The sequence below is a fragment of the Massilia eburnea genome (assembly GCF_009720745.1).
Classification (GTDB): domain Bacteria; phylum Pseudomonadota; class Gammaproteobacteria; order Burkholderiales; family Burkholderiaceae_D; genus Rugamonas; species Rugamonas eburnea.
On the sequence record NZ_WNKX01000012.1, the window covers coordinates 56,899 to 79,501 of the forward strand.

Annotated in this window: 23 protein-coding genes; 9 read left to right on the forward strand and 14 right to left on the reverse strand. The window is 61.1% G+C overall.

Translation table 11 applies throughout. The features are described 5' to 3' along the window. The first annotated feature begins 26 nt into the window (after nt 1-26). The gene (locus GM658_RS16470; RefSeq protein ID WP_155455143.1) at nt 27-275 is read left to right on the forward strand and encodes a hypothetical protein; all 249 of its coding nucleotides are present in this window, start codon (nt 27-29) and stop codon (nt 273-275) included. On the opposite strand, the gene GM658_RS16475 is transcribed toward GM658_RS16470, so the two are convergent. The 4 genes from GM658_RS16475 to GM658_RS16490 form a co-directional block, all read right to left on the reverse strand. Next, entirely contained in the window at nt 267-800 is a 534-nt protein-coding gene (locus tag GM658_RS16475) for a hypothetical protein (RefSeq protein WP_170298843.1), read from the reverse strand. The genes GM658_RS16470 and GM658_RS16475 overlap by 9 nt on opposite strands. A 5-nt stretch (nt 801-805) precedes the next feature. Beyond that, nucleotides 806-1,444 carry a 2-polyprenyl-3-methyl-6-methoxy-1,4-benzoquinone monooxygenase gene (gene coq7, locus GM658_RS16480; RefSeq protein WP_155455145.1) on the reverse strand — a complete coding sequence of 213 codons (639 nt, stop codon included), beginning with the start codon at nt 1,442-1,444 and terminating at the stop codon, nt 806-808. 63 nt (nt 1,445-1,507) lie between these two features. After that, nucleotides 1,508-1,858 (reverse strand): hypothetical protein, encoded by a 351-nt coding sequence (locus GM658_RS16485; protein WP_170298844.1) that lies wholly within the window; start codon nt 1,856-1,858, stop codon nt 1,508-1,510. A 29-nt stretch (nt 1,859-1,887) separates the two neighbouring features. Continuing rightward, nucleotides 1,888-2,334, reverse strand: a complete 447-nt coding sequence (locus GM658_RS16490) for a hypothetical protein (protein WP_155455147.1) — start codon at nt 2,332-2,334, stop codon at nt 1,888-1,890. Between the two features lie 224 nt (nt 2,335-2,558). Here GM658_RS16490 and GM658_RS16495 point away from each other — a divergent pair, with 224 nt between their 5' ends. The 3 genes from GM658_RS16495 to GM658_RS16505 all read left to right on the forward strand — a co-directional run bounded on the left by GM658_RS16495 (nt 2,559) and on the right by GM658_RS16505 (nt 7,523). Then, nucleotides 2,559-3,452, forward strand: a complete 894-nt coding sequence (locus GM658_RS16495) for an ABC transporter ATP-binding protein (protein WP_155455148.1) — start codon at nt 2,559-2,561, stop codon at nt 3,450-3,452. An 11-nt stretch (nt 3,453-3,463) separates the two neighbouring features. Further along, nucleotides 3,464-7,039, forward strand: coding sequence for an ABC transporter permease/M1 family aminopeptidase (locus tag GM658_RS16500; protein ID WP_155455149.1), 3,576 nt, complete (start codon nt 3,464-3,466; stop codon nt 7,037-7,039). Nucleotides 7,040-7,109: 70 nt separating this feature from the next. After that, nucleotides 7,110-7,523 (forward strand): DUF3597 domain-containing protein, encoded by a 414-nt coding sequence (locus GM658_RS16505; protein WP_155455150.1) that lies wholly within the window; start codon nt 7,110-7,112, stop codon nt 7,521-7,523. A 9-nt stretch (nt 7,524-7,532) separates the two neighbouring features. Here the strand turns inward: GM658_RS16505 and GM658_RS16510 are convergent, their stop codons facing one another. Further along, the gene (locus tag GM658_RS16510) at nt 7,533-8,462 is read right to left on the reverse strand and encodes a LysR family transcriptional regulator (RefSeq protein WP_155455151.1); all 930 of its coding nucleotides are present in this window, start codon (nt 8,460-8,462) and stop codon (nt 7,533-7,535) included. A gap of 73 nt (nt 8,463-8,535) precedes the next feature. Between GM658_RS16510 and GM658_RS16515 the strand changes: the two genes are divergently transcribed. From GM658_RS16515 to GM658_RS16525, 3 genes are read left to right on the forward strand one after another with little or no spacing between them, the layout of a single operon-like run. Continuing rightward, nucleotides 8,536-9,561 (forward strand): NADP-dependent oxidoreductase, encoded by a 1,026-nt coding sequence (locus GM658_RS16515; protein ID WP_155455152.1) that lies wholly within the window; start codon nt 8,536-8,538, stop codon nt 9,559-9,561. Beyond that, nucleotides 9,558-10,241, forward strand: coding sequence for a hypothetical protein (locus tag GM658_RS16520; protein ID WP_211841882.1), 684 nt, complete (start codon nt 9,558-9,560; stop codon nt 10,239-10,241). The genes GM658_RS16515 and GM658_RS16520 overlap by 4 nt, the downstream gene beginning before the upstream one ends. After that, nucleotides 10,238-10,771 (forward strand): hypothetical protein, encoded by a 534-nt coding sequence (locus GM658_RS16525; protein WP_155455153.1) that lies wholly within the window; start codon nt 10,238-10,240, stop codon nt 10,769-10,771. The genes GM658_RS16520 and GM658_RS16525 overlap by 4 nt, the downstream gene beginning before the upstream one ends. Here GM658_RS16525 and GM658_RS16530 read toward each other — a convergent pair. From GM658_RS16530 to GM658_RS16540, 3 genes are read right to left on the reverse strand one after another with little or no spacing between them, the layout of a single operon-like run. Further along, a complete protein-coding gene (locus tag GM658_RS16530) occupies nt 10,768-11,883 on the reverse strand; it encodes a succinylglutamate desuccinylase/aspartoacylase family protein (protein ID WP_155455154.1) in 1,116 nt (371 codons plus the stop codon). The genes GM658_RS16525 and GM658_RS16530 overlap by 4 nt on opposite strands. 10 nt (nt 11,884-11,893) lie before the next feature. Beyond that, nucleotides 11,894-13,279, reverse strand: coding sequence for a YfcC family protein (locus tag GM658_RS16535; RefSeq protein ID WP_155455155.1), 1,386 nt, complete (start codon nt 13,277-13,279; stop codon nt 11,894-11,896). A 23-nt stretch (nt 13,280-13,302) separates the two neighbouring features. Then, nucleotides 13,303-13,872, reverse strand: a complete 570-nt coding sequence (locus GM658_RS16540) for a hypothetical protein (protein ID WP_155455156.1) — start codon at nt 13,870-13,872, stop codon at nt 13,303-13,305. Between the two features lie 604 nt (nt 13,873-14,476). On the opposite strand from GM658_RS16540, the gene GM658_RS16545 reads away from it, so the two are divergent. Then, nucleotides 14,477-15,073, forward strand: coding sequence for a hypothetical protein (locus tag GM658_RS16545; RefSeq protein WP_155455157.1), 597 nt, complete (start codon nt 14,477-14,479; stop codon nt 15,071-15,073). A gap of 203 nt (nt 15,074-15,276) precedes the next feature. Here GM658_RS16545 and GM658_RS16550 read toward each other — a convergent pair whose 3' ends face one another. From GM658_RS16550 to GM658_RS16575, 6 genes are all read right to left on the reverse strand, one after another. Continuing rightward, a complete protein-coding gene (locus tag GM658_RS16550) occupies nt 15,277-15,462 on the reverse strand; it encodes a DUF1737 domain-containing protein (protein ID WP_155455158.1) in 186 nt (61 codons plus the stop codon). 134 nt (nt 15,463-15,596) lie between these two features. Further along, nucleotides 15,597-16,142 (reverse strand): hypothetical protein, encoded by a 546-nt coding sequence (locus tag GM658_RS16555; RefSeq protein WP_155455159.1) that lies wholly within the window; start codon nt 16,140-16,142, stop codon nt 15,597-15,599. 50 nt (nt 16,143-16,192) lie between these two features. After that, nucleotides 16,193-18,877 carry a DNA topoisomerase III gene (locus tag GM658_RS16560; RefSeq protein ID WP_155455160.1) on the reverse strand — a complete coding sequence of 895 codons (2,685 nt, stop codon included), beginning with the start codon at nt 18,875-18,877 and terminating at the stop codon, nt 16,193-16,195. Between the two features lie 147 nt (nt 18,878-19,024). Continuing rightward, nucleotides 19,025-19,489, reverse strand: a complete 465-nt coding sequence (locus GM658_RS16565; protein WP_155455161.1) for a Smg family protein — start codon at nt 19,487-19,489, stop codon at nt 19,025-19,027. Between the two features lie 49 nt (nt 19,490-19,538). Next, nucleotides 19,539-20,774 carry a DNA-processing protein DprA gene (dprA, locus tag GM658_RS16570; protein WP_155455162.1) on the reverse strand — a complete coding sequence of 412 codons (1,236 nt, stop codon included), beginning with the start codon at nt 20,772-20,774 and terminating at the stop codon, nt 19,539-19,541. Nucleotides 20,775-20,779: 5 nt separating this feature from the next. Continuing rightward, a complete protein-coding gene (locus GM658_RS16575; RefSeq protein ID WP_155455163.1) occupies nt 20,780-21,877 on the reverse strand; it encodes a LysM peptidoglycan-binding domain-containing protein in 1,098 nt (365 codons plus the stop codon). A gap of 176 nt (nt 21,878-22,053) precedes the next feature. Here GM658_RS16575 and def point away from each other — a divergent pair, with 176 nt between their 5' ends. Beyond that, a complete protein-coding gene (def, locus tag GM658_RS16580; protein WP_170298845.1) occupies nt 22,054-22,593 on the forward strand; it encodes a peptide deformylase in 540 nt (179 codons plus the stop codon). Nucleotides 22,594-22,603 lie beyond the last annotated feature (10 nt).

The following is a 22,603-nucleotide window of genomic DNA, read 5'->3' on the forward strand; positions in this document are numbered from 1 at the left end:
CTAACCACTGCCGAGCGTGGGGAGTGATGGACTACGAACCGAGCATCGTAAAGCTAGAGGCAATGGTGGATACTTTAAAGGAAGAGCTGGCTCTTCTTCGTGGCACAGTCGCCGCACTTGATCGCAAAGTCGACGAAGGATTCCGAGAAATGCGCGCCGAACAACTTCAGCTGCGTCGAGACTTTGAAAAGCTAATTGATTGGGTCGCCGGGTTGACCGTAACGAACGTGCTGACCATCGTCGGGTTGACGCTGAAGATTGCTGGCTTATTTTGATCTTGCAGTCTCGACGAGCTTCACCCAGTCGCGCTTGGGCGGGAAGCCAACGCTGTTGACGAAGTTGTCGAGGCTCTTGATCATTGCATCCGGCTCGGCCTCGCCGATTGCGGACTGCCATTGAATGTCGCCGCATTGAAAGCAGATCTCAACCTGGTTCACACGTTTGCCAGCGATATAGAATTCCAGCCGGTGGTGCGCTTCAAATGTGCAGGCAGATGCAATGCCCGAAGACTTCGGGTCTGTCGACGCGACAGTGCCGATCAGCTGCTGCTTTTGCTGGGTATTTAGCTCTAGGCTCCGGTACACAATCTCCGGCAAGGCGCTGAGTTCCGCATCGTGTTGGGACCAATACCCGACGTCTGAATACAAGTCGTCGTACCAATGGGAATGCTCGACCAGCACTACCCGGTAGGCGCGCGCTACCAAGCTCGCAAAGGCGGTTTGATAAGGCCCGGGTGACGGCTTGCATCCCGCTGCCAGCATGAGCAGGCAGCCAAGGGCAAGCTTCTTCCAGGACAGCACTGGCGTCAAATGTAGTAAGTGCTCGAGGTCATGACCTTCGACATGGCCTTCATCGCCAGCTGGATCGGCAGCGGCGTTTTCTCCGCGCCCATGTCTTCAGCCGCTTTGCCGTGCGCGATTTCGTCGACGCGCATCTGTTCGACGATGGCGCGGGACTTGGCATCTTGCGGCGGCAAGCGGTCCAGGTGGCTGGCCAGGTGGGCTTCAACCTGGCGTTCGGTCTCCACCACGAAACCCAGGCTTTGCTTATCGCCCGCCAGTGCGGCGGCCGTGCCCAGCGCATAAGCACCGGCATAGAACAAAGGATTCAAGAAGCTCGGTTGCGAGCCCAGTTCCGACAGGCGCTGCGCACACCAGGCCAGGTGGTCCTCTTCTTCGCGGCTGGCCTTATCGAAAGCCGCACGCGCCTGATCGCTCTTGGCAAAGCGCGCCTGCGAGTTGTACAACGCCTGCGCCATCACTTCCCCCACATGGTTCACGCGCATCAAGCCAGCACTGTGGCGATATTCCTGCTCCGTCATCTCCGCATCCGCCGCATGCGCCGCCGGATTCGGGCGCGACGCCGAATGCACGCCAGCCAGCACGCGCAGCGCCTTGTCGGCGCCAGTGATGAAACGGTCGAGGGGATTGTGGAAACGGTTCATGACGGTTCGTCCAGCTTGTTCGGAAAACCACATTATAGGCCCGCTGCCGCAGCCCCTGCATCCTCAATGCATAGTGATCGGGGTTATTCCGGTCAGCAGTAAGGCAATCTCGCCAACGAACATAAGACCAATGCCAATGGCCAGCTGGACCAATGCCAGGAAAAGGCCTGCCGGGAATCCGATTGCACCGCCACGCTCTTCGCGGACCAGCATCCCCAGCAGCACTGCACACAGGAATGTTACCGCGCTAAGCGTCACCCAGCCCGCTCCACCGGACAGGAAAGCTAACGCCGTCAGCAGCGCAAACATGCCAGCGCATACATAGGAATCAAATCTGAAAAACTTCCAACTGGGGTGCAAGCCCGCGAGTCCCCGCATCACACCGGCCATGATGGCGATCCCGAATGGGATCATGAACAAGTTAGCAACGGCTTGTTTATCCTTCAGGCGCCTTCACGCAGGATGCGTTGTTTCTCCAGCCAGTCAGCCACCGGCCCGCGCACATCGATCTTGGAGATATCTTTCGCCACACCCAGGTTCAGTCCAAGCAGGAAGGGAATCGAGTCGACCGGCACTTCGGGCAGGTAATCCGCCATGGCCCGCATGAAGCGCGGCGATTCCAGCGTTTCCACCACCTTGGCCCCGCTCATGAACTGCAGAATGCTGGTCATGCTGTGCCCCGAGCCGATACTGCGATAGACGAAACGGTTGAACGCCTTGTCCAGCACCTTGAAATCCAGCTGCTCCTTGGTCATCAGGCAGGCCAGGTAATACAGCCCGATCGCGGTGCGGAAAAAGCCGGTGGACTCTTTGACGTCCAGCCCGCAACGGGTTACGGTCAGGATCTTTTCCTGCACTTCTGCGCCGAGTTTTGGATGATGTACTTGCATGGCAGGGACTATATAGCAGTTTTGTCCAGATTTGTTCCTTGCGCCGGGGTATCAACCTTGTTACCCTTGAAACTTTAGTGCTAAACCAACACAGGCGGCGCACTTTCCGTTCCCCGGAAAGCGCATCCTGGGGCGCAAAATGCGCGGGCTATCGCATTCGAGCAAGCGATATGTCGCACATTCAATACAATGCCATCATGTGAAAAAGGGTTAGCGGAGCCGTTATGGAATTGCGCATCAAGAATTTATCGAAGACCTATGCCAACGGGGTAGTCGCGCTCGACAATGTGTCGCTGACCATTCCCGCCGGCATGTTCGGCTTGCTGGGCCCGAACGGCGCCGGCAAGTCGACCCTGATGCGCACCCTGGCCACCTTGCAGGAGTGCGATTCGGGCTCGGTCTTCTTCGGCGACCTCGACGTGCTCGATGACAAGGATGAAATCCGTCGCCTGCTGGGCTATCTGCCGCAGGACTTTGGTGTCTATCCGAAGGTGACCGCTTACGAAATGCTGGACCACTTCGCGGTACTGAAAGGCCTGTCCAACCGCGCCCGCCGCCGCGAGGTGGTGGACGGCCTGCTGCAGCAAACCAACCTGTTCGACGTACGCAATCAACGCCTTGGCGGCTTTTCCGGCGGCATGCGCCAGCGTTTCGGCATCGCGCAAGCCCTGCTGGGCGATCCGAAACTGATCATCGTCGACGAGCCAACGGCTGGCCTGGACCCGCAGGAACGCGTGCGCTTCCACAACCTGCTGTCGGACATCGGCGAAGACCGCACCGTGATCCTGTCCACCCACATCGTGTCCGACGTGGCCGACCTGTGCGCCAATATGGCTATCATCAACAAGGGCAAGCTGATGGTGGCGGGCGCCACCCAGCAATTGATCGATGACGTGAGCTGCAAGATCTGGGCGCGCTTCATCGACAAGAAGGAACTGGCCTACTTCCAGCAGCGCCACGCCGTGATTTCGACCCGCCTGATGTCCGGCCGCACCCTGATCCACGTCTACAACGACGATGACCCGGGCGACGGTTTCGAGGAAGCCCTGGGCGACCTGGAGGACCTCTATTTTGCGACCATCCTCGGCCGCCACGACGTCAGCAACGCCTGCGACTGACCGGGGCCGCCATGTTTGCCATCGCCCTCTTTGAAGCGAAGCAGCGCCTGAAGCTGTTCTCGACCTGGGTCTATTTCGGCATGTTCATGCTGCTGGCCATGCTGTGGATGGCGGCCGCCGGCGGCGTATTCAAGGAAGCCTTCGTCACCTTCGGTGGGCGCGTGTTCATCAACGCGCCGCGCTCGATCATGCTGACGTCCTCCTTCCTCGGCTCGATGGCCGTGATCATCATCGCCGCCATGATGGGGCGCTCGGTGCAGCAGGACTTTGAGTACGAAACGCAACATTTCTTCTTTTCCGCCCCGATCCGCAAGTACCAGTACATGCTGGGCCGCTTCCTCGGCGCCTGGATGGTGCTGTGCGTGGTGTTCTTCTCGATCCCGCTGGGGATATGGCTTGGCACCCAATTGCCGGGCATCGATCCGGAACGCCTTGGCCCCTTCAACCTGATTCATTACCTGCTGCCTTATGCAGTGTCGCTGCTGCCGAACCTGTTCATTTTCGGCGCCATCTTCTTCGTACTGGCGGCGCTGACGCGGCGCATGTTGCCGGTGTATGTCTCCAGCGTAGTCATGCTGGTCGGCTATATCGTGGCGCCCGGACTGGCGCGCGATCTCGATTACAAGACGCTGGCCGCCCTGATCGACCCGTTCGGCACTACCGCCGTGATCCGCCTCACCGAGTACTGGCCGATCGCCGAACGCAATGTGCGCCTGGTGCTGCCGGAAGGCGTCTTCCTGCTGAACCGCGCGATCTGGTCCTCCTTCGCCCTGGTGGCGCTGCTGCTTGGCTATTGGCGCTTCCACTTCGTCAGCACGGTCGATAGCGGCGCCGCGGCACGCAATGACAGCGACATGCCGGCCAGCCTGACCCAGGCCGCCATCTCCACCAACGAAAAGCCCGACTTCAAGGCACGCAGCCTTGGCTTGCTGTTGCTGCGTTTTAGCTACCTGAACCTGCGGGAAACCACCAAGAACATCTACTTCTTCGTGATCGTGCTGGCCGGTGTGCTGACCATCTATGCCGGCGCGCTCGACATGGGTTCGATATTCGGCACCGGCACCTACCCGGTCACTTACCAGGTGCTGGAACTGGTGACCAACACCTTTGCGCTGTTCATGATGGTGGTGACCACTTTCTATGCCGGCGAAATGGTATGGCGTGAACGCGAGCACCGCATGTCGCAGATGCTGGACGCGCTGCCTGTGCCAAGCTGGCTGCCGATCCTGTCCAAGCTGTTCGGCCTGATCGGCGTGCAGGTGCTGCTGCTGTTGATCGTCATGCTGGTCGGTATGTCTATCCAGCTGTTCCACGGCTACTTCAACCTGCAGCCTGGCCTGTACTTCCAATGGCTGTTCACCGTGCAGCTGCCCGCCTGCATCCTGATCGCCGTGCTGTCGATCACCACGCAGGTGCTGGTGAATAACAAATACGTCGCCTATTTCGTGATGATCGTCTACTACGTGGCGACCATCACCTTCTCTTCGCTGGGCCTCGACCACCCGATGGTGCTGTACGGGGTCACGCCGGAACTGCCCTATTCCGACATGAACGGCTTCGGCCACTTCATGGTGCGCGAGCGCTGGTTTGAGCTGTACTGGGCCGGCGCCGCCGTGATGCTGATGGTGCTGACCGTCGTGTTCTGGCCGCGCGGCACCAACGACGAATGGCGCCAGCGTGTCAGCCTGGCGCGCCACGCGCTGACGCTGCCGGTGCTGGCCAGCTTCGCCCTTGGCCTGGCTATCTTCCTCGGCGCCGGCGGCGTGCTGTATTACAACCTGCACGTCAATCACTTCAAGACCCACTTCGGCCGTGACGCGCTGCGTGCAGACTACGAACGCAAATACAGGCAAGTGCTGGACGTCGCGCAACCGCGCATCACGGACGTGCGCCTGGGCCTGGACATGTATCCCGACCAGCGCACGCTGAAGGTAAAAGGCTGGTACCAGCTCGAAAACAAGACGCAGCAAGCCATCAACACCATTTACGTGCAGCAGGATCCTGAAGCCGACCTGCAGCCCTTGCAGTTCGGCCGCAAGGCATTCCGCGTGCTGAACGACACGGAGCTGGGCTTCTACAGCTACCGCCTGGAACGGCCGCTGCAACCGGGCGAAATGATCACGCTGGACTTTACCCTGAGCTATGAACCGAAAGGCTTCTTCAACCTGGGCAAGACCACGCCGGTAATGAACAATGGCACCTTCTTCAACAACACGGTGCTGCCGCATATTGGCTACCAGCGCCATGCCGAACTGACCGATCCGCGCGATCGGAAGAAGCACGGCCTGCCGGCGCGTGAGCCGGCACTGCCGCGCGACGATCCGAAAGGCCTGGCCAGCAATTACCTGGGCGCGGATGCGGACTGGGTCACCTTTGAAGCGACCCTGGGCACCGCAGGCGACCAGACCGCCGTGGCGCCGGGCACGCTGGTGAAGGAATGGCGCAAGAACGGCCGCCGCTACTTCCACTACAAGATGGACCAGCGCATCCTGAACTTCTATGCCTTCCAGTCGGCGCGCTACGCGGTCAAGCATGACTGGTGGCAGGACGTGGGCATCGAAATCTACTACCAGCCCGGCCACGAGTACAACCTGGACCGCATGGTCAAAGGCGTCAAGGATTCGCTCGACTACTACACGCGCAACTTCAGTCCTTACCAGCACAAGATCGTGCGCATCGTGGAGTTCCCGCGCTACGAGCAGTTTGCGCAGTCGTTCCCCAACACCATTCCGTACTCGGAGGGCGTCGGCTTTATCGCCAAGGTGGATGACAAGAACCCGAAAGATATCGATTACCCGACCTACATCACCGCACACGAAGTGGCGCACCAGTGGTGGGCGCACCAGCTGGTAGGCGGCAATACGCGCGGCGCCACGGTGCTGAGCGAAACCCTGGCCGAGTACTCGGCGCTGATGGTGATGAAGAAGAGCTTCGGCCCGCAGCGCATGCGCCGCTTCCTGCGCTACGACTTGATGAAATACCTGTTCGGCCGCGCCACCGAAAACCGCAAGGAACTGCCGCTGGCGGACAACGAAGACCAGGGCTATATCCATTACAACAAGGGCAGCCTGGCCATGTACCAGCTGGCCGATATCGTTGGCGAAGCCAAGGTCAACGAACTGCTGGCTTCCCTGCTGCGCAAGTATGCCTACCACGGCGATCCGTATCCGAGCGTGTCGGTGCTGGTGGACGGCCTGCGCCGCATCGTGCCGCCCGATCAGGCCTACCTGGTGGATGACCTGTTCAACTCCATCATCCTGTTCGACAACCGCGTCGTCGAAGCCACCGCCAAAAAGCGTGCTGACGGCAAATACGATGTGACCCTGATCGTACACGCAGCCAAAATGCGCTCCGACGAACTGGGCGCGGAAAAGGAAGTGCCGCTGCATGACCTGATCGACATCGGCGTCGATGACAAGGACGGCAATGCACTGCTGCGTGAACGCAAGCTGATCGACCGCAACGAGTCGACCTTCAAGCTGGTGGTGCCCGGCCGTCCCGCCAAAGCCGGCATTGACCCGGACAACAAATTGATCGACCGCAAGCCGGATGACAATATGGGCAGCGTGGAGATCACGTCGCGCTAAAGGTTAGGCAACGCACTTTACGCGCCGCCCATGCTTGTTAAGCTTTCACGCAATCGAAAGCGAGGCAATCATGGGCATCCTGAGCAATATTTTCCACAAGATTTTCCCGTCGTCGCACCAAGAGGCCGCCCCATCCCCGGCCTCTGGTGCGCCTGCAACCGCGCCTGCCGCCGCTCCCGCCGCGCCAGCGCCTGCACCAGCACCAGCCGCCGCGCCGGCCGGCAAGCCGGAAGTCGATGTCGAGGCCATCCTCAACGAAAAGGCCGCCAAGGCCGGCCAGCCATTGAACTGGCGCACCTCAATCGTTGACTTGCTGAAGCTGCTCGACCTCGACTCCAGCCTGGCCGCGCGCAAGGAACTGGCGCATGAACTGCACTACACCGGCGACACCAGCGACTCCGCCACGATGAACATCTGGCTGCACAAGCAGGTCATGTTCAAGCTGGAAGAGAACGGCGGCAAAGTGCCTGCGGAGTTGAAATAGCGCCAGCCGCTAGGCCAGTGCTCCGGCCAGCTGGTGCAGCCACCCGGCGGCATGCGCTTTGTTCCACACCAGTGCCACTTGCTCGACGCATTGGTAAGCGCAGTCGCTGACGTGGATACGCACCAGCTCTTCATCCTCCAGCGCGAAGTCCGGCAAATAGGCCAGCGCCGCGCCGGATTTGACGAAGCCAAGCAGAAGGTGGATATCATCGGTCCAATAACGGATCTTGCGCGGCAACCGGTCGTCGCGCCAGCCATCGGAACGCGCGCCACGCTGCACGCCGCAGAACATGGAACGCGGTGGGCAGGCAAAATCGTGCGCCAGCACCTGCTCTGTGGTCGCCTGCAGTAGCGCACCGGCCGCCTTGCGCCGGCTGCCCGCCGCAGCAGCCAATTGCTCCACCAGCGGATGCCGCTTACCGCCCACCAGGTGCTGCACAACACTTCCCAGCGGCGTGATGGCCCACTCCTCCGACAAGTCCTCGCCACGTCCCTCGATCGCCTCTTGCGTCACGATCGCTGCGTTCAGGTCGCCGCGCAGCAGCGCCGCCAATGCCTCATCTTCAAACATGGCTTGCATGCGCAAGCTGGCATGGGACCAGTCCTGCAAAGCTTCTCCCACCGCCCGCCCGTGGCGCCACAAGAGCACGGCCGGCCCGCCGATACGGCACTCGATGGATGCGCGTCCACCCAGCAAATCCGCCTTCGCCTGGTCCGCCAGCGCCAGCAAATTCTGCGCGCGCGCCAGCAGGAAAGTGCCGGACTGGTTCAGCACCAGTGCCTTGGCGCTGCGGTCGAACAGCGGCATGCCCACGTTTTCCTCAAGCCGTTTCAGGGCCTTGGAGACTGCGGAAGGCGTAAGATGAGTCTCCAGCGCAGCCGCCGCCAGGGACGGACTGCGCGCCACGCTGACAAAGATGCGCAGATCGGTAAGGTTCATTGTTTCCAATTACGACACAAACAGTGAAATTAAGTTGCTTTACGGGACACAAAACCAAGCATACCATGCCGCCATGACGACCATCACCCAACGCCAATGGATCTACCGCCAGCAGCCGGTAGGCGCCATCACGCCCGAACATTACGAACTTGTCGAACGCACGCTCGACACCGCCCTTGCCGAAGGCGAGGTACTGCTTGAATCGCGCTGGTTCAGCGTGGACCCGTACATGCGCATCGGCCAATCCAGCAAGCCGACCTATGACCCGGACCCGCATCCGCTGAACACCGTGCAGGAAGGCGGCGTCGTAGCGCAAATACTGGCCTCCCGCTCGCCGAACTTCGCGCCTGGCGACTGGGTCCAAAGCTACACCGGCTGGCAGACACACGCCAAGGCGCACTCCAGCACCTTGAAAAAGCTCGATCCGCAAGCCGCACCGGTCACCACGGCGCTCGGCGTGCTCGGGATGCCTGGCCGCACCGCATGGTTCGGCCTGACCGAATCCGGCAAGCCGCATGCGGGCGAAGTGGTGGTGGTTTCCGGCGCCGCCGGCGCCGTCGGCTCGCTGGTCGTGCAGTTCGCCAAACGCCACGGTGCACGCGTGCTTGGCATCGCCGGCGGCCCCGCCAAATGCGCCTGGCTGAAAGAGAAACTGGGCGCCGATTGGGCCCTCGACTACAAGGCCTTCACCAGCGCCGACGCGCTCAGCGCCGAAATCAAGGCCCTGACCGGCGGCGTTGACGTCTATTTCGATAACGTCGGCGGCATGGTCACCGACGCCATCATCCCTATCATCAACCGCCGCGCGCGCATCGTCATCTGCGGCCAGATCAGCCAATACAGCGGCGGCCTGGAAACGGCGGAAATGGGCCCGCGCCTGCTGCAGCATATGTTGTATCAACGCGCCACCATCCAGGGCATGCTGGCGCGCGATTACCTGCACCGCATGGATGAAATGATCCGCATCGTCGGACCTTGGGTAAAATCGGGAGACATCGTGTTTGAGGAAACCGTGGTCGAGGGATTCGAGCAGCTACCCGCTGCACTGAATTCGCTCTTCACCGGCGAACACCGAGGCAAACTCCTGGTGAAGGCATGAAACCAATACGTCACATCATCGCCGCCGCATCGCTTGCGCTTTGCACGCTTCCGCTCCATGCAGCCGACGCCACCTACGGCAGCCATGGCATGGCCTTGTTCGGCGGGCAGGAAGGCCTGTACGCCTCGCACCTGCCGATGTTCCATGCGCCGCATGATTACCAGGTGATCCTGCAGATCCGCATCGCCGACCCGGCCACCGATGCCGCGCTGCGCAAGCGGCTCGATGGCAAGGATAAGTTGTGGACCATCGACCCTGAAAAATTCGAGCTGAGCGCCCTCGCCCCGAAAGCCAAGGCTCCCCGTAAGGAGTTCACGGCGGACCTGGTGCAAGGGCACTTCGAGCGCGGCGGCACTTCCCAGTACAAGGCCGCCAAAGTGGTGATCGACAAGGTACTGCTGTTCCGCCAGCTGGACGACAAGCCGCGCGACGCCAGGATCTCGCGCTATATGCAAATCGGCAGCGGCGCCCAGCGCTTCCTCGTCAAGCAAATCGACACCCGGCCCGACTTCGACCACATCGTGGCCTACCATGCCGCAGCAGGCGCCCCGACCGCGCCGGTCCAGGTGCGCAAGTGGGGCGTCAAGGCCGCCGGCAACGACGCGCTGGCGCAGGCGCTGAAAGCCAATCAATCGGCAATCGGCGGCACAATCTACTTTGAAACCGACGACCTGAAATGAGCGTACCGCAAGCATATGAAGGCCTGTGGCGCCGCAAGGGTATCTGGCGCGCCGACGGCAGCAGCGACCTGGTGACACCGGTCTGGTGGTTCCAGGCTGCCGATTTCCACATCGATTTACGCATCCCCATCGACCGCAGAGCCATGACCGGCTTCGCAGGCACCACCGTCGTTGAAGGTGAACGCTGCGAATGGCGCCCCGAGATCGCCTACCCGTTCGTCAGCCCCGAACTGGACGCAGGCTTCATGCGCTTCGACAGCGCAGAAGCGCTGCACGAAGCCGGCGTGGACGGCAGCTACAAGGAAGACTGGTGGCGCGAAGCGGAAGGCCCTGTCGCGAGCAGCCGCACGGTACTCGACGACGACCGCATTCAGTACGAAATTACCTGCGGCGACTTCCTGGCACGCGCCGTGGGCAAGCCGCTCAAGGCTGCCGATATTACGGTTTTCCGGCGCGTACCGAATGGCTTGTGGCGAGTGGTCGCCGCCACCACGGCGGCGCGCGAAAACGTGATTGTGGAGACGCCTTAAAGGCTCAGCAAACTACCGCTGCGGAATGGCTTGGCGCCGGCAATCTTTGCCACGTTCATGCCGCGGATGATGTAGCGGTGCGACAGGCGCGTGAACAACACCCCTTCCACTTCCGACTTCAGGTGCGTGGTGTCGCCGCTGACCGGGTCGACCAGGTCGGCAACCACCTCGCCAATGCGCACCGCATCGCCAACTTCCTTCAGGTAGACCAGCAGGCCAGCATGCGGCGCATCCAGGCGCTGCACGCCTTCCAGCGGCGTTGGCGTGCAGCCTTGCACAGGCACGTCCACGTGCCCAGCATCAAGCATGCCGCGCACGTGCAGGTAGCCGATGATGGCTTCTGCATCGCGCGCCGCCAGTTCGTAGCTGACCGACGTTTCGCCGCGCAATTCAACCGTCGCCGCCATGCAGGCGGACGGGATCGGATAAGCGGGACCGAAATGGTCCGCCAAGTCCCACCACAGACGGCTGCAGGCTTCATCGAACGGCTCGCCGCCGGCGCCGGTGGTATGCAGCACCGCACAGGCATCCATCAGGTTGGCCAGCGGCTGGGCGATCTCGCACAATGAGGTGCCGACGTACAGGTGCAGCTCGCCCTCGTTCTCGCAGTGCAGGTCGAGCACCACGTCGGCATCGATGGCCATTGCCAGCAGGTTTTGCTTGAGCGTGGTCGCATCCGAAGCTGGCCGCCACTGCGCCACCAGTTCGCGCAGGTGCCGGCGGATCGTGCGCACATTCTCTTCCGCATCGCTGCCCAACTGGCCGTCAAGGCGGGACTTCAGCTGATCGAAATAATGCGGGTAGCCGCGGTTGAAATTGATGCCGTTACTCAGGTCAAAGCGGCCGAATGGACGCTCATTGATGACCTGCGCCAGCCCGATCGGATTAGCCGCCGGTACCAGGATCACTTCCCCGCTCACCTTGCCCCCCGCGTCCAGCGCTTGCAGGCGCTTGCGCAATTCCTGCGCCACCAGCATGGCCGGCACCTCATCGGCATGCAGCGCGGCCTGGATATAGGCCTTCGGTCCACCCGGCTTGCCGAAATGGTAGCTGGTCAGTTCGTAGTGTGCCGTGCCGTGCGGCGCGGAGAGCGGGTGCTTGACGGTTTCCATACCTGCCATCCTACCAGTTCATGAGGCAAGGCGGCACTAGCAAGGCGAGCGCCAGGACGAGATAAATCAGCTGCAGCGGCACCATCCAGCGCGCCCAGGTCAGCCACGGGATGCGCGCCAGCGCCAGCACGCCTACCGTAATGCCCGAAGTCGGGATCATCGGCGTGGTGAATTCGCCGAACTGGAAGGCCAGGATCGCGGTCTGGCGCGACACTCCCACCAGGTCGGCCAGCGGCGCCATGATCGGCATGGTCAGCGCTGCCTGCCCGCTGCCCGAGTGGATGAAGAAGTTGATCACCGACTGGATCAGGAACATCTTCTGCGCCGAAAATACCGGCGAGGACGACGCCACCAGCGGCATCAGTCCGTGCAGCATGGTGTCGATGATGTGCGCGTCGCGCGCCAGCACCATCGTGCCGCGCGCCAGCGCGATCACCAGTCCCGTGCCGACCAGGTCCTTCGAGCCCTGCACAAAAGCCGCCACGGCCTCGTCGGAATTCAGACGTCCGATCAGCGCCACCACGATGGTCATGGCCAGGAACAGCGCGCCAATTTCTTCGATGAACCAGCCGAACTTCACCACGCCGAACACCATGCCGCCCAGCGTAGCGACAAAGATCCACAGTACCAGGCGGTGCCGCATGGTCATGCCTTCGAAACCGTTGAAATCGACCACGCCTTCTGCGCGCTTCTCGAGGTCCAGCAAATACGTCGGACTCTTCTCCGGATGGCGCTTGATGCGCGCCGCCCACCACATCAGGAACGCAATGGTGACGCCGGTCGCGATGAACCACACGATCACGCGATAGCCGATACCCGAGAACATCGGCACGCCGGCAATGCCCTGCGCAATGCCGACGTTGAACGGATTCAGGAACGCCGCACAGAAGCCCACTTGCGAGCCGAGGAAGGGAATCGACACGCCGGTGATCGTGTCATAACCAAGCGCCAGCGCCAGCGGCACGAAAATCAGGATGAACGGTATCGCCTCCTCATTCATCCCGAAGGTCGCGCCGCCGATCGAGAACAAGGTCACGAACACCGGTATCAGCGCTACCCGCACCACGCGCGAACGCGAATGCGCCTTGGCGATGGATTTGATCATCGCATCGATGGCCTGCGTCTTGTGCAGTACGTTGAACGTACCGCCCGTCAGCATCACGAAGCCGATGATCAGCCCCGCCTCCGCAAAGCCCTTGATCGGCGCCATCAGCAACTGCGCGATGCCCTGCGGCTTGCTCTCAATGTAGTGAAAGGTGTCCGGATCGACCAGCTGCTTGCCGTTGACCAGGTGCGTCTCGTATTTCCCGCCCGGGACCAGCCAGGTCGCCAGCGCAATCAGCGCCAGGATGATGAACAGCAGGACGAAGGTATTGGGGAGTTTGAGTTTTCTCATCCACACATCTTATGCGGCCCGGATCAGATGCGCAATCGCGGGAACGGTGGCGCAGCGCCCCAATGTTTGCGCAGCCATTTGGCGGCATACACGATAACGGCGCCCAGTCCGAGGCCGAACAATGCCAGCAGGGCGTTCGCTTTGGCCAGCAAGTCGGGGATGCGCTGCCACCAGGGCGCCAACTCCACTTCGACATATTCCTCGATGCTGGGGAAGGCATCCTGGTCAGCGCCGCGGTCGATCGACGCTTCCAGCAGCAGCATCAGCTTGCCGCCACCTGGGTCCCGCTGCGGCGTAACGGACCAGTTCCAGCGCGCCCGTCCTTCCGCAGCGAGCGACTTTCCACGAGCGCCCTCGGGCTCGATCTTGAAACCCTCGCCTCGCAGCGACGCCGTCATATGCTGGCCGACCCAGACCTTCTCCTCGCCCACCACGTCCTTCGGATCCAAAGCGGTATCTGCACCTTGTTTGACGCGGGTGCCAATCTGGTCCTGCTCCAATTTCAGCTTTTCCGACAAGGCTGCGCGCAAGCGCTCGGCGGTGCCGGACAAGTCGATCCACAACTCGACTTGCGAAGCCTCGTTCAGCTTCATCTTGCGGGGGATATGGTAGGCGGCACTGCCCGTCTGGGCGATTTCCTGAGCTGCCCCGGCGGAGGTCGGTTCGGATCGCGACGCCGGTGCCGACGGCTTGTCCCGCCTCGCAGCTCTTGCAATCTTCGGGCTTGGTATTCGCTCTGCCGCCGTTCCGACAGCGGCAGGCTTGGGCTCCGCCCTGGCCGCCCCTATAGCACTCATTGCGCCGGAACTCTCCACAGCCAAAGCCGCTAGCGCGCCTGCCCATCGGCTTTCTGTGCGCGCCTCGCCACTCGTTGCTGCGGCTGGGCGCGACGATTTCGCAAAGCCGCCGACGAACGAGCCAAAGTGCAGGTGACTGATACTGGAGGCGTTCGCCATCGCCGCAAGGGAAGGCCGGGCCGGATGCAGCGGGAGTAGCTCATCAGGCCGCGCACGCAATAATTCATGCAGTTCCAGGCGCTCCACGATGAAGTTGTCCGGCGATGCGGAATGATTTTCCGGAGTAGTAGCGCAAGAGCAGAGCAAGGCCGCCAACGGCAGCCAAAACTGCGCGCGATTCCGAACAGCCATGGAGCACCTCCCGGACGGCACTCTGTTGCATTGCGCTAGTTAGCGTGTAATGCGCCAACCCAATTTGATACGCTATCGCCGTCGCGATACGATGTCAAATCAGTATTCAGCTGAGCCCGTTGCCGTCGTGGCGCCGGCATCAATGGCCGAATCGTGGATCACCACTGGAAAAAATGGGCATTTCCTGGCTTTTCCGCTTGAGAGTACCGTCGGCAAAAACATTGTGTCCAAACTCACAACCGCCTTCATCGCCCGACTGATTCAACGTCACATCCCGGGAAGTGAACCGGAAAGCGATCTCGCACAGGCCGCCATCGGTATGTGCTCGAAACATGCCAGCGTTCTCTCTCAGCTCAAACTCCCCTTCAATCCAGCCGCTATTGTAGGACGGGGCGCCTCTTGCTATCTCAAGCTGAAAATGGACTTGCTGAGCGCTCTGGACGGTCATCAGCCACGCTCCCGATTCTGCCGGGCCGCGATGCTCCCAGCTCCCCGTCACGCCCGCCGCCCTTGCGGCAATGCTTCCTCGTTTTACAGCGTCTATCCGGTGAGCATATGCATCAATGAGACATTGCACATTTCCGCACTTGTCCCTCACTTCTTTCAACCAAATTTTCTGCTGCGCGATCACTCACGCCTTGGTTGACTCATTCTGCAGCGCGTCGTGAAATGCCTGGTTCAATTCTTCGTCCAGGCGAGAGAGCCCAGGTTCAGCACAAATAGACTTCTCTACCGGCGTGACGGCCTTTCCACAATCGAAGCTTGCCGGGTAAGTGAATGTCGAAACTGCGGCCAAGGCCATTGCCAATAGGGAGCGCATGTCCGGGCATTCCACAATATCGCGGCTCGCTATTGGATCACAGGCCAAATTACCGCCTGGGCCACGATTACCGTTTCACCGTTAAACGTCACAGACGGAGATCCGTGAAGTACATATCCCAGCGCCAGCGCTTCGCTGACGCGATGGCAAAATCTTGCGTCGTCTGGACCTGTCAAGACGCGGTAGATCGGCAAACCTTCTGGAGGTGTTTTCATCGTTTTCTTTCAATACATATCCGGACGAACAAGCCTGTTCCACTAAACACATCAATGAGCAGCGAGCCAGTTCCAAGAAAAACCAGCATCGCATCAGTGTGTTTCCCCCGAAAAAATCCTGCGGTAGAACTTCGTCACCGCAAATCAAGTTCCTCGACAAGGTCAAAGAAATTTTTTGTATCCGCGGCCCCTGCGCAGAGGATTCTGGCATCAGGGTATTGCTCCCTGTGTTTTCCGGACCGCTCCATGCCAAAGCTCTTTGGGTCACCCACCGTCACGCCTTGATGCAGTTCTCCTTCTGCGCTGGCGACGGACTCGACGCTGTAGCCAATCCCTCCGCTCACGAACACCACTGCATCAATATGGGCAAGCCCGCCTTGTGCACGAATTTTCTCGGTCTTGAAGACGTCGATGGAATTTGCCTTCGAGCGCGGGAAAGTCAACTCAACCGAGGCTGGCGTGCCGAACCGGTATTGAAGCCAGGGATCGCTGGCGCCAACGCGCTCTCCGCGTTGATCTGTTTCGAACACCTTGCCGCACAAAGAGATGACTTTGCCGGCCTTGGTGGTGCACGCAAAATAAGTCGTTTCGTTCTTCGAACAAAGCGATCCAGCAGCATATGCAAATTGATTCAGGCAGAGAAGTAGGCTTCCCGCAACGATTACCGACTTAGTCTTCACAGAGTTCAAGTCCACACAAATGAAAACGGGACCGCGTGGGTCCCGTTGGCTTACTCTGCTGCCGCGGTTTTCTTGGCGGCGGGTTTTTTCGCTGCCGGCTTTTTGGCCGCAGCTTTTTTGGCGCTCGGCTTGGCAGCCTCGCCCTTTTTCGCGGCGGCTTTCTTGGCTGCTGGCTTGACGGCGGCTGCTGCCGGTTCCGCCGCGCCCTCCGCGCCATCCGACTTGGCTGCCGTTTTCTTCGCGGCGGCCGGCTTGCCCTTGCGCTCTTCGAACTCGAAGCTGATCTTGCCGTCTTTGCCGCGCACCAGGAAGGCCTTGAACGGCCGGCGGGTACGCTGCGAGATGAAGCCTGGCAGCAGGTCGGTCTTGCCTTCGTTGAGCAGCTTGGCCATCTGTTCCGGCAGGATCTCCTGTTGCAGGATGATGCGTCCGGAGCGGAAGTCGCAAGTCTTCGGCTTGGCTACCTGGTGTTCGCAGACATAGGCCAGGCCCATCTCGTACACGCCGCCGCCGCATTTCGGGCAAGGGCCGAGCGGTGTCTGGCCGGTGAAGTCGACGCCTTCGCCGTCTTCCCCTTCCTCGTCGTTCTGGCCGAAGTCGAATTCGAGCTTGAAGTTCTTGATTTCTTCGTCACGCACGATACGCAGGATCGCGGCGAACGGACGTCCCATCTTGGAGCGGAAGCCTTGCAGCGGGCCGATGGTGCGGTCGCGCAGCAGCTGTTCCACTTCTTCGATTTCGAACTGGCGGCCGCCCGGCACCTTGGTCATCGAGAACTCGCACTTGGTGCAGGCAAAGCGGCGGTAGTTTTCCTTGACCACGCTGCCGCAATTCGGGCATGGCGCCTTCAGCGTCGCGTAGTCGCCCGGAATGGTGTCGTTGTCGTATTCCTTGGCGCGCTTGACGATGATCTGGGTCATCTGGGCGATTTCGCGCATGAATTCTTCACGCGAGATCTTGCCCTTCTCCATCTGCGACAGCTTGTATTCCCATTCCCCGGTCAGTTCCGGCGCGGTCAGTTCGTTGACGCCCAGGCCGCGCAGCAGCGTCATGAGCTGGAACGCCTGCGCCGTTGGCATCAGTTCGCGCCCTTCGCGCAGCAGGTATTTCTGGGTCAACAGGCCTTCAATGATGGCCGCACGGGTAGCCGGCGTGCCCAGGCCCTTGCCGGCCATGGCATCGCGCAGTTCGTCGGAGTCGACCAGCTTGCCCGCGCCTTCCATTGCCGACAGCAGCGTCGCTTCAGTGTAGCGTGCGGGCGGTTTGGTCACCAGGCCGTTCGGCGTGACCTTGTCGGTCTGCACTTTCTCGCCCTTGGCTACCGGCACCAGGTTGCCGCCGCCGCCTTCTTTCTCGTCGTCGCCGGCGGCGTCCTTGCCGTAGATGGCCATCCAGCCTGGATTGGTCATCACCTTGCCCTCAGTCTTGAACTGGTGGCCGGAAACTTCGGTGAAGCGGGTGGTGACCAGGAATTCCGCAGCCGGGAAGAACACGGCCATGAAGCGGCGGGTGACCAGGTCGTACAGCTTCTGTTCCGGTTCGCTCAGGTTCTTCGGCACGATGCCGGTCGGGATGATCGCGAAGTGGTCGCTGATCTTCGTATTGTCGAAGATGCGCTTGTTCGGCTTGACCCAGCCCTTGTCCAGGATCTGCTTGGCGAACTGGTTGTAGTTGTGGTTCTCTTTCAGGACTTCCAGCGTGTCCTTGACGGTCGGCAGGTAGTCTTCCGGCAGGTGGCGGGAATCGGTACGAGGGTAGGTCAGCACCTTGTGCTTTTCGTACAGCGCCTGCGCCAGGCCCAGGGTGTTTTTGGCGGAGAAGCCGAAACGCGAGTTGGCCTCGCGCTGCAGCGAGGTCAGGTCGAACAGGCCCGGCGACATCGAGGTGGTCGGCTTGGACTCCTCGGTAACGTTGCCTTGCTTGCCCTTGCACGCCATCGCGATCGAATCGGCGGCGGCCTTGCTCCACAGGCGCTCGGCACGCTTCTCCGGATCGTGTTCGTCTTTCTTGAAGTTGGTGTCGAGCCAGCGGCCTTCGTACACGCCGGCGGCGCATACGAACTCGGCGCGCACTTCCCAGTAATCGCGCGACACGAAATTCTTGATCTTCTCTTCGCGCTCAACCACGATCGACAGGGTCGGCGTCTGCACGCGGCCCACGGTGGTCAGGTAGAAGCCGCCTTCTTTCGAGTTGAACGCGGTCATGGCGCGGGTGCCGTTGATGCCGATCAGCCAGTCGGCTTCCGAGCGGCAGCGCGCGGCGTCGGCCAGCGGCAGCATTTCTTCGTCGCTGCGCAGGTGGGTGAAGCCGTCGCGGATCGCGTTCGGCGTCATCGACTGCAGCCACAGGCGCTTGACCGGCTGTTTCGCTTTTGCATTCTGCGCGATCAGGCGGAAGATCAGTTCACCTTCGCGGCCCGCGTCGCATGCGTTAATCAGGGTGGTGACGTCCTTGCGCTTGATCAGCTTGTTCAGCACCTTGAGGCGCGATTCAGTCTTGGCGATCGGGTTCAGGGCAAAGTACGGGGGAATCATCGGCAAATGGGTGAAGGTCCATTTGCCGCGCTTGACATCGTGCTCTTCCGGCACGGCGATTTCCAGCAGGTGGCCCACTGCCGAGGACAGCACGTAGTCGTCGGATTCGAAATACTCATCGTGCTTGCTGAAGCCGCCAAGGGCTTTCGCGATGTCGTTCGCGACAGAAGGTTTCTCAGCGATGATGAGGGCTTTACTCATATTTATAGTTCTCGTCGGTGTATGCGGCAGCGCGCATAATACAACATTCGCAAGTGAACTCAGGCAGGTGGCTTCATAGTGAAGTCACAATGCTGCGAATATTATTACGGAATTGGCCGGCGTAGGGCAACGCCGGCAAGAGTGTGCTTAGTGCAACAGACGTGGCGCCTGGTCTTCTTCGGCGCCAAACAGGTCGTCAAACATCAGGGCATCCGGCTCCTTGCCCTGGCTCCACAAAAGCATCAGTACGATAATTTTCAGCTTGCCTAGCGAAACGGGGGCCTCGTCCAGCGCCAGGGCGCGTTCGATGACGATTTCACGCTGCAGCGGGGAGAGCAGGCCGGCGCTTTCCAGGAACTGGATGAAACCGACTGCGGGGGCGCCCAATACGTCCAGCTCCTGGCGCACGTAGAAACGCGTGCCAGTCGAGGCGGCCGTCAGCGATTGCTCGACGCCAGCCATGGCGGCAAGATCGTTCAGCCAGACCAGCGCCTCGGAAATCTCTACGTCGTCGAAACCGACAGCGGAAAGTTTCTTTGCCAATGCTGCGGGTTCAGGGCAGGCATCAGGGCGGTAATAGGTCTCGTACAGGTAAACCAGGATGTCAAACATGGCGCTACTTTAGCAGGATTGGCGAGGCGGGCACAAGCATTGTGGCGCTTCAGGGACCTTTCAGGCGCTGGAAAACCCCGCCAGGCAGCCTTTCCACCACACCCGCAAGCTCCAGCGACAGCAAGCTTGCGATCATGTCACTTGGTGCAAGTTGCAACCTTGTAGCGAGTTCATCGGCGCCGATCGGGTCGTGGCCGATGGCGGCCAGCAGCCAGCTTGCAGCCTCGTCGACCGGGGCTGCCGGCCCGCCTGGCTTGCGCAGGCCAAGGTCGTCCAGCAAGTCTTCCGGCGACGCCACCAGCCTGCCGCCTTCGCGGATCAGCGCGTGGCAGCCCACCGATTGGGGCGCGCGCAGCGAACCGGGAAGGACGTAGACCTCGCGCCCCGCATCCAGGGCCGCGTGCGCGGTGATCAGGGAGCCGGATTTGGCTGCCGCCTCGATCACCAGGGTGGCGCGTGTCATGCCAGCGATGATGCGGTTGCGGATCGGGAAGTGTTCGGCGCGGGCGTGCATGGAGAGCGGGAACTCGCTGATCACGCAGCCCTCTTCTGCAATGCGGCGCGCCAGGACGGCGTTGCGGCTCGGGTAAATACGGTCGATGCCAGTGCCGATCACGGCCACTGTGCCGCCCTGCCCTTCCAGTCCGCCTTCGTGCGCAGCCGCGTCGATGCCCAGCGCCAGGCCCGAGACCACCAGCTGGCCGGCCTCGCTCAGGGCGCGCGCGAATTGGCGCGCATTGGCCTGGCCTTGCTGGGTGGCGCGGCGAGCGCCCACTACCGCCACAGCTTCGCGCTGCAGCAGTTCCACCTTGCCTTTGGCATAGAGCAGCAGCGGCGGATCGGCAATGTGCTGCAAGGTCGGCGGATACCCGGGGTCGCCGAACAGGACCAGGTGGTTGCCATCGTGCGCAGCCCATTCCAGCGAGGCTTGCGCCAAGGCGAGTATCCGCTCCGGCATCGGGCCTGCCAGGCAGCGGGCGGCCGCCAGCGTCATTTCGTCCTCGTTGAAGGGAATGCGGGCGAAGCGCCGGTCGGGCCGCACGCTGTCGGCATCCGCAGCCGCCATCGCGCCTAACGGCAGCGGCGCAGCATCATCCTGCGCGGGCGGTGCTGCGAGGCGGGCATTGGCGGCGGAAAAGAGTGCTTGGGGAGAGTGGTAATACTGGAGCAGCCTGAACGCTCCGTGGCGGCCGACGCCCGGCGTATTCGCCAGGCGCAGCCACAGCGCCAGGCTGTGAAGGTCCTGGCGCTCGGGGGTGGGGGCAACCGTGTCCTGCACGGCCATGGGATTTACTCCGCGCTGTTGGCGACGTCCCCTACGACGATTGGTTCGGTCACCTGCATGATCAAGCCGTACGAAACGTGCTTGAACACACGGAAGATAAACAAGCTGCCCACTTGTTCATCCGGCAGCTTGACCTTGGGGTCTCCCATGCCGAGGAAGCCTTTATTGCCGCCCGGGTCGGAAACCGTGTCACCTCGATGGTACAGCTGCAGCACGGATCCGATATCGAGTCCGTCAACCTTTCCGCGATTAATGCTCACAACCTGGTTCTGGCCGGCGTGGGTCACGCCGCCATACACTGCCAGCACGTGCGCATTGACTTGCACTTCCGGAGGGTGAGGCACGTAGTTTTGCATCGGCATTGGCGGCATTGCCATCAGCAAGTCGCCCTTGCCCATTTCTTCCTTGGCGCCGGCAACGGTGAAGGTATGCACGTCGCTGCCCGGTTGCGCTGCAGCCTGCAGCTTCAGCGTGCCGAGGTAGAAGGCTTCCGTCGCCACCACTTGCTTGGTGATCGGATCGCGCAGCGGCTTGCCAGGGCGGAAGACCTGGAAGGACTCGCCGCCCTTCAGGTCGCCCCGCACATAAGCTTTGTCGCCCTTGCCCAGGAAAACGCGGGCGCCGCGGGTCGCAATGATGCGCGGGGCGTTTTTCAGTTCATCTTCTTCGATGATCAGGGGCTGGCTCAGGAAAGGCTCGATCACGCCGGACGGGATCGACTGCACGGCTTCCTTGCCCAGGCCCTCGGTGCGCACCTGCGGCGACAGGCTCATGTCGCCGGCGGTGCCATCGCCGCCCACCTTGTTGCCAAGGCGCAGGCGGCCAGCCTCGCGGTCGAACCAGACGATCTGGCCCGGATAGATCCAGTGAGGATTGGCGATTTCCTCTTTGTTCATACCCCAAACCTGCGGCCAGCACCATGGCTTGTCGAGGAAGGTGCCAGAAATACCCCACAGGGTGTCGCCTTTCACCACGGTGTGGCTATCAGGCGCGTTGGGCTTAAATTCACAGACGATCGTCTTGGCATGGGCCGAAACGGCCGTCACACCGCAAAACAGGGCGGCGGCCACAAGGCGGCTGCTGCATGTGCTAAAATTTTTCATTGATATATCCGTTAGGTGCGGCAATGACGGAAGGCCAAAAAAGGCTTGCCTCACTGAAATCAAATTCTGCCCATATTACCCCGATCAAGCAAGGAATTCGTGTCACAGAAGCAATCGTGCACATGTAATATGCCTCGTTTACCGCACATTTATTGTCGTTTGACCAAGATCTTACCGTGAAACTGAATATTCTCCGCTATCCTGACCCCCGCCTGCACAAAGTCGCCAAGCCTGTCGCAGTATTTGACGAGCGCCTGGCCAAACTGGTGGAAGACATGGCGGAAACCATGTACGACGCTCCTGGCATCGGCCTGGCCGCCACCCAGGTGGACGTGCATGAGCAAGTCGTGATCATCGACGTAACTGAAGACAAAACCGGTCTTACTGCCTTCATCAACCCGGAAATCCTGTGGTCGAGCGAAGACAAACAGGTGTATGACGAGGGCTGCCTGTCCGTGCCCGGCATTTATGACGGCGTGGAACGCCCGTCCCAGGTCAAGGTGCGCGCCTTTAACGTCAAGGGTGAGCCGTTCGAAATCGACGCCGACGGTCTGCTGGCAGTCTGTATCCAGCATGAAATGGACCACCTGAAAGGCAAAGTATTCGTCGAATACCTGTCTCCCTTGAAACGCAATCGTATCAAGACCAAACTGCAAAAAGAAGAACGTGGCATCCAGCGCGAAGAAGCGCTGCGCGCCTCCGGTCGCCGTTACTGATAGCAGCGGG

Excerpts from the sequence above, each read along its gene's own strand:
- GM658_RS16470 (WP_155455143.1), top strand. The coding sequence starts at position 27 with ATGGACTACGAACCGAGCATCGTAAAGCTAGAGGCAATGGTGGATACT.
- coq7 (WP_155455145.1), bottom strand. The coding sequence starts at position 1,444 with ATGAACCGTTTCCACAATCCCCTCGACCGTTTCATCACTGGCGCCGAC.
- GM658_RS16485 (WP_170298844.1), bottom strand. The coding sequence starts at position 1,858 with ATGATCCCATTCGGGATCGCCATCATGGCCGGTGTGATGCGGGGACTC.
- GM658_RS16490 (WP_155455147.1), bottom strand. The coding sequence starts at position 2,334 with ATGCAAGTACATCATCCAAAACTCGGCGCAGAAGTGCAGGAAAAGATC.
- GM658_RS16495 (WP_155455148.1), top strand. The coding sequence starts at position 2,559 with ATGGAATTGCGCATCAAGAATTTATCGAAGACCTATGCCAACGGGGTA.
- GM658_RS16500 (WP_155455149.1), top strand. The coding sequence starts at position 3,464 with ATGTTTGCCATCGCCCTCTTTGAAGCGAAGCAGCGCCTGAAGCTGTTC.
- GM658_RS16505 (WP_155455150.1), top strand. The coding sequence starts at position 7,110 with ATGGGCATCCTGAGCAATATTTTCCACAAGATTTTCCCGTCGTCGCAC.
- GM658_RS16510 (WP_155455151.1), bottom strand. The coding sequence starts at position 8,462 with ATGAACCTTACCGATCTGCGCATCTTTGTCAGCGTGGCGCGCAGTCCG.
- GM658_RS16515 (WP_155455152.1), top strand. The coding sequence starts at position 8,536 with ATGACGACCATCACCCAACGCCAATGGATCTACCGCCAGCAGCCGGTA.
- GM658_RS16520 (WP_211841882.1), top strand. The coding sequence starts at position 9,558 with ATGAAACCAATACGTCACATCATCGCCGCCGCATCGCTTGCGCTTTGC.
- GM658_RS16525 (WP_155455153.1), top strand. The coding sequence starts at position 10,238 with ATGAGCGTACCGCAAGCATATGAAGGCCTGTGGCGCCGCAAGGGTATC.
- GM658_RS16530 (WP_155455154.1), bottom strand. The coding sequence starts at position 11,883 with ATGGAAACCGTCAAGCACCCGCTCTCCGCGCCGCACGGCACGGCACAC.
- GM658_RS16535 (WP_155455155.1), bottom strand. The coding sequence starts at position 13,279 with ATGAGAAAACTCAAACTCCCCAATACCTTCGTCCTGCTGTTCATCATC.
- GM658_RS16540 (WP_155455156.1), bottom strand. The coding sequence starts at position 13,872 with ATGAAGCTGAACGAGGCTTCGCAAGTCGAGTTGTGGATCGACTTGTCC.
- GM658_RS16545 (WP_155455157.1), top strand. The coding sequence starts at position 14,477 with ATGCGCCAACCCAATTTGATACGCTATCGCCGTCGCGATACGATGTCA.
- GM658_RS16550 (WP_155455158.1), bottom strand. The coding sequence starts at position 15,462 with ATGAAAACACCTCCAGAAGGTTTGCCGATCTACCGCGTCTTGACAGGT.
- GM658_RS16560 (WP_155455160.1), bottom strand. The coding sequence starts at position 18,877 with ATGAGTAAAGCCCTCATCATCGCTGAGAAACCTTCTGTCGCGAACGAC.
- GM658_RS16565 (WP_155455161.1), bottom strand. The coding sequence starts at position 19,489 with ATGTTTGACATCCTGGTTTACCTGTACGAGACCTATTACCGCCCTGAT.
- dprA (WP_155455162.1), bottom strand. The coding sequence starts at position 20,774 with ATGGCCGTGCAGGACACGGTTGCCCCCACCCCCGAGCGCCAGGACCTT.
- GM658_RS16575 (WP_155455163.1), bottom strand. The coding sequence starts at position 21,877 with ATGAAAAATTTTAGCACATGCAGCAGCCGCCTTGTGGCCGCCGCCCTG.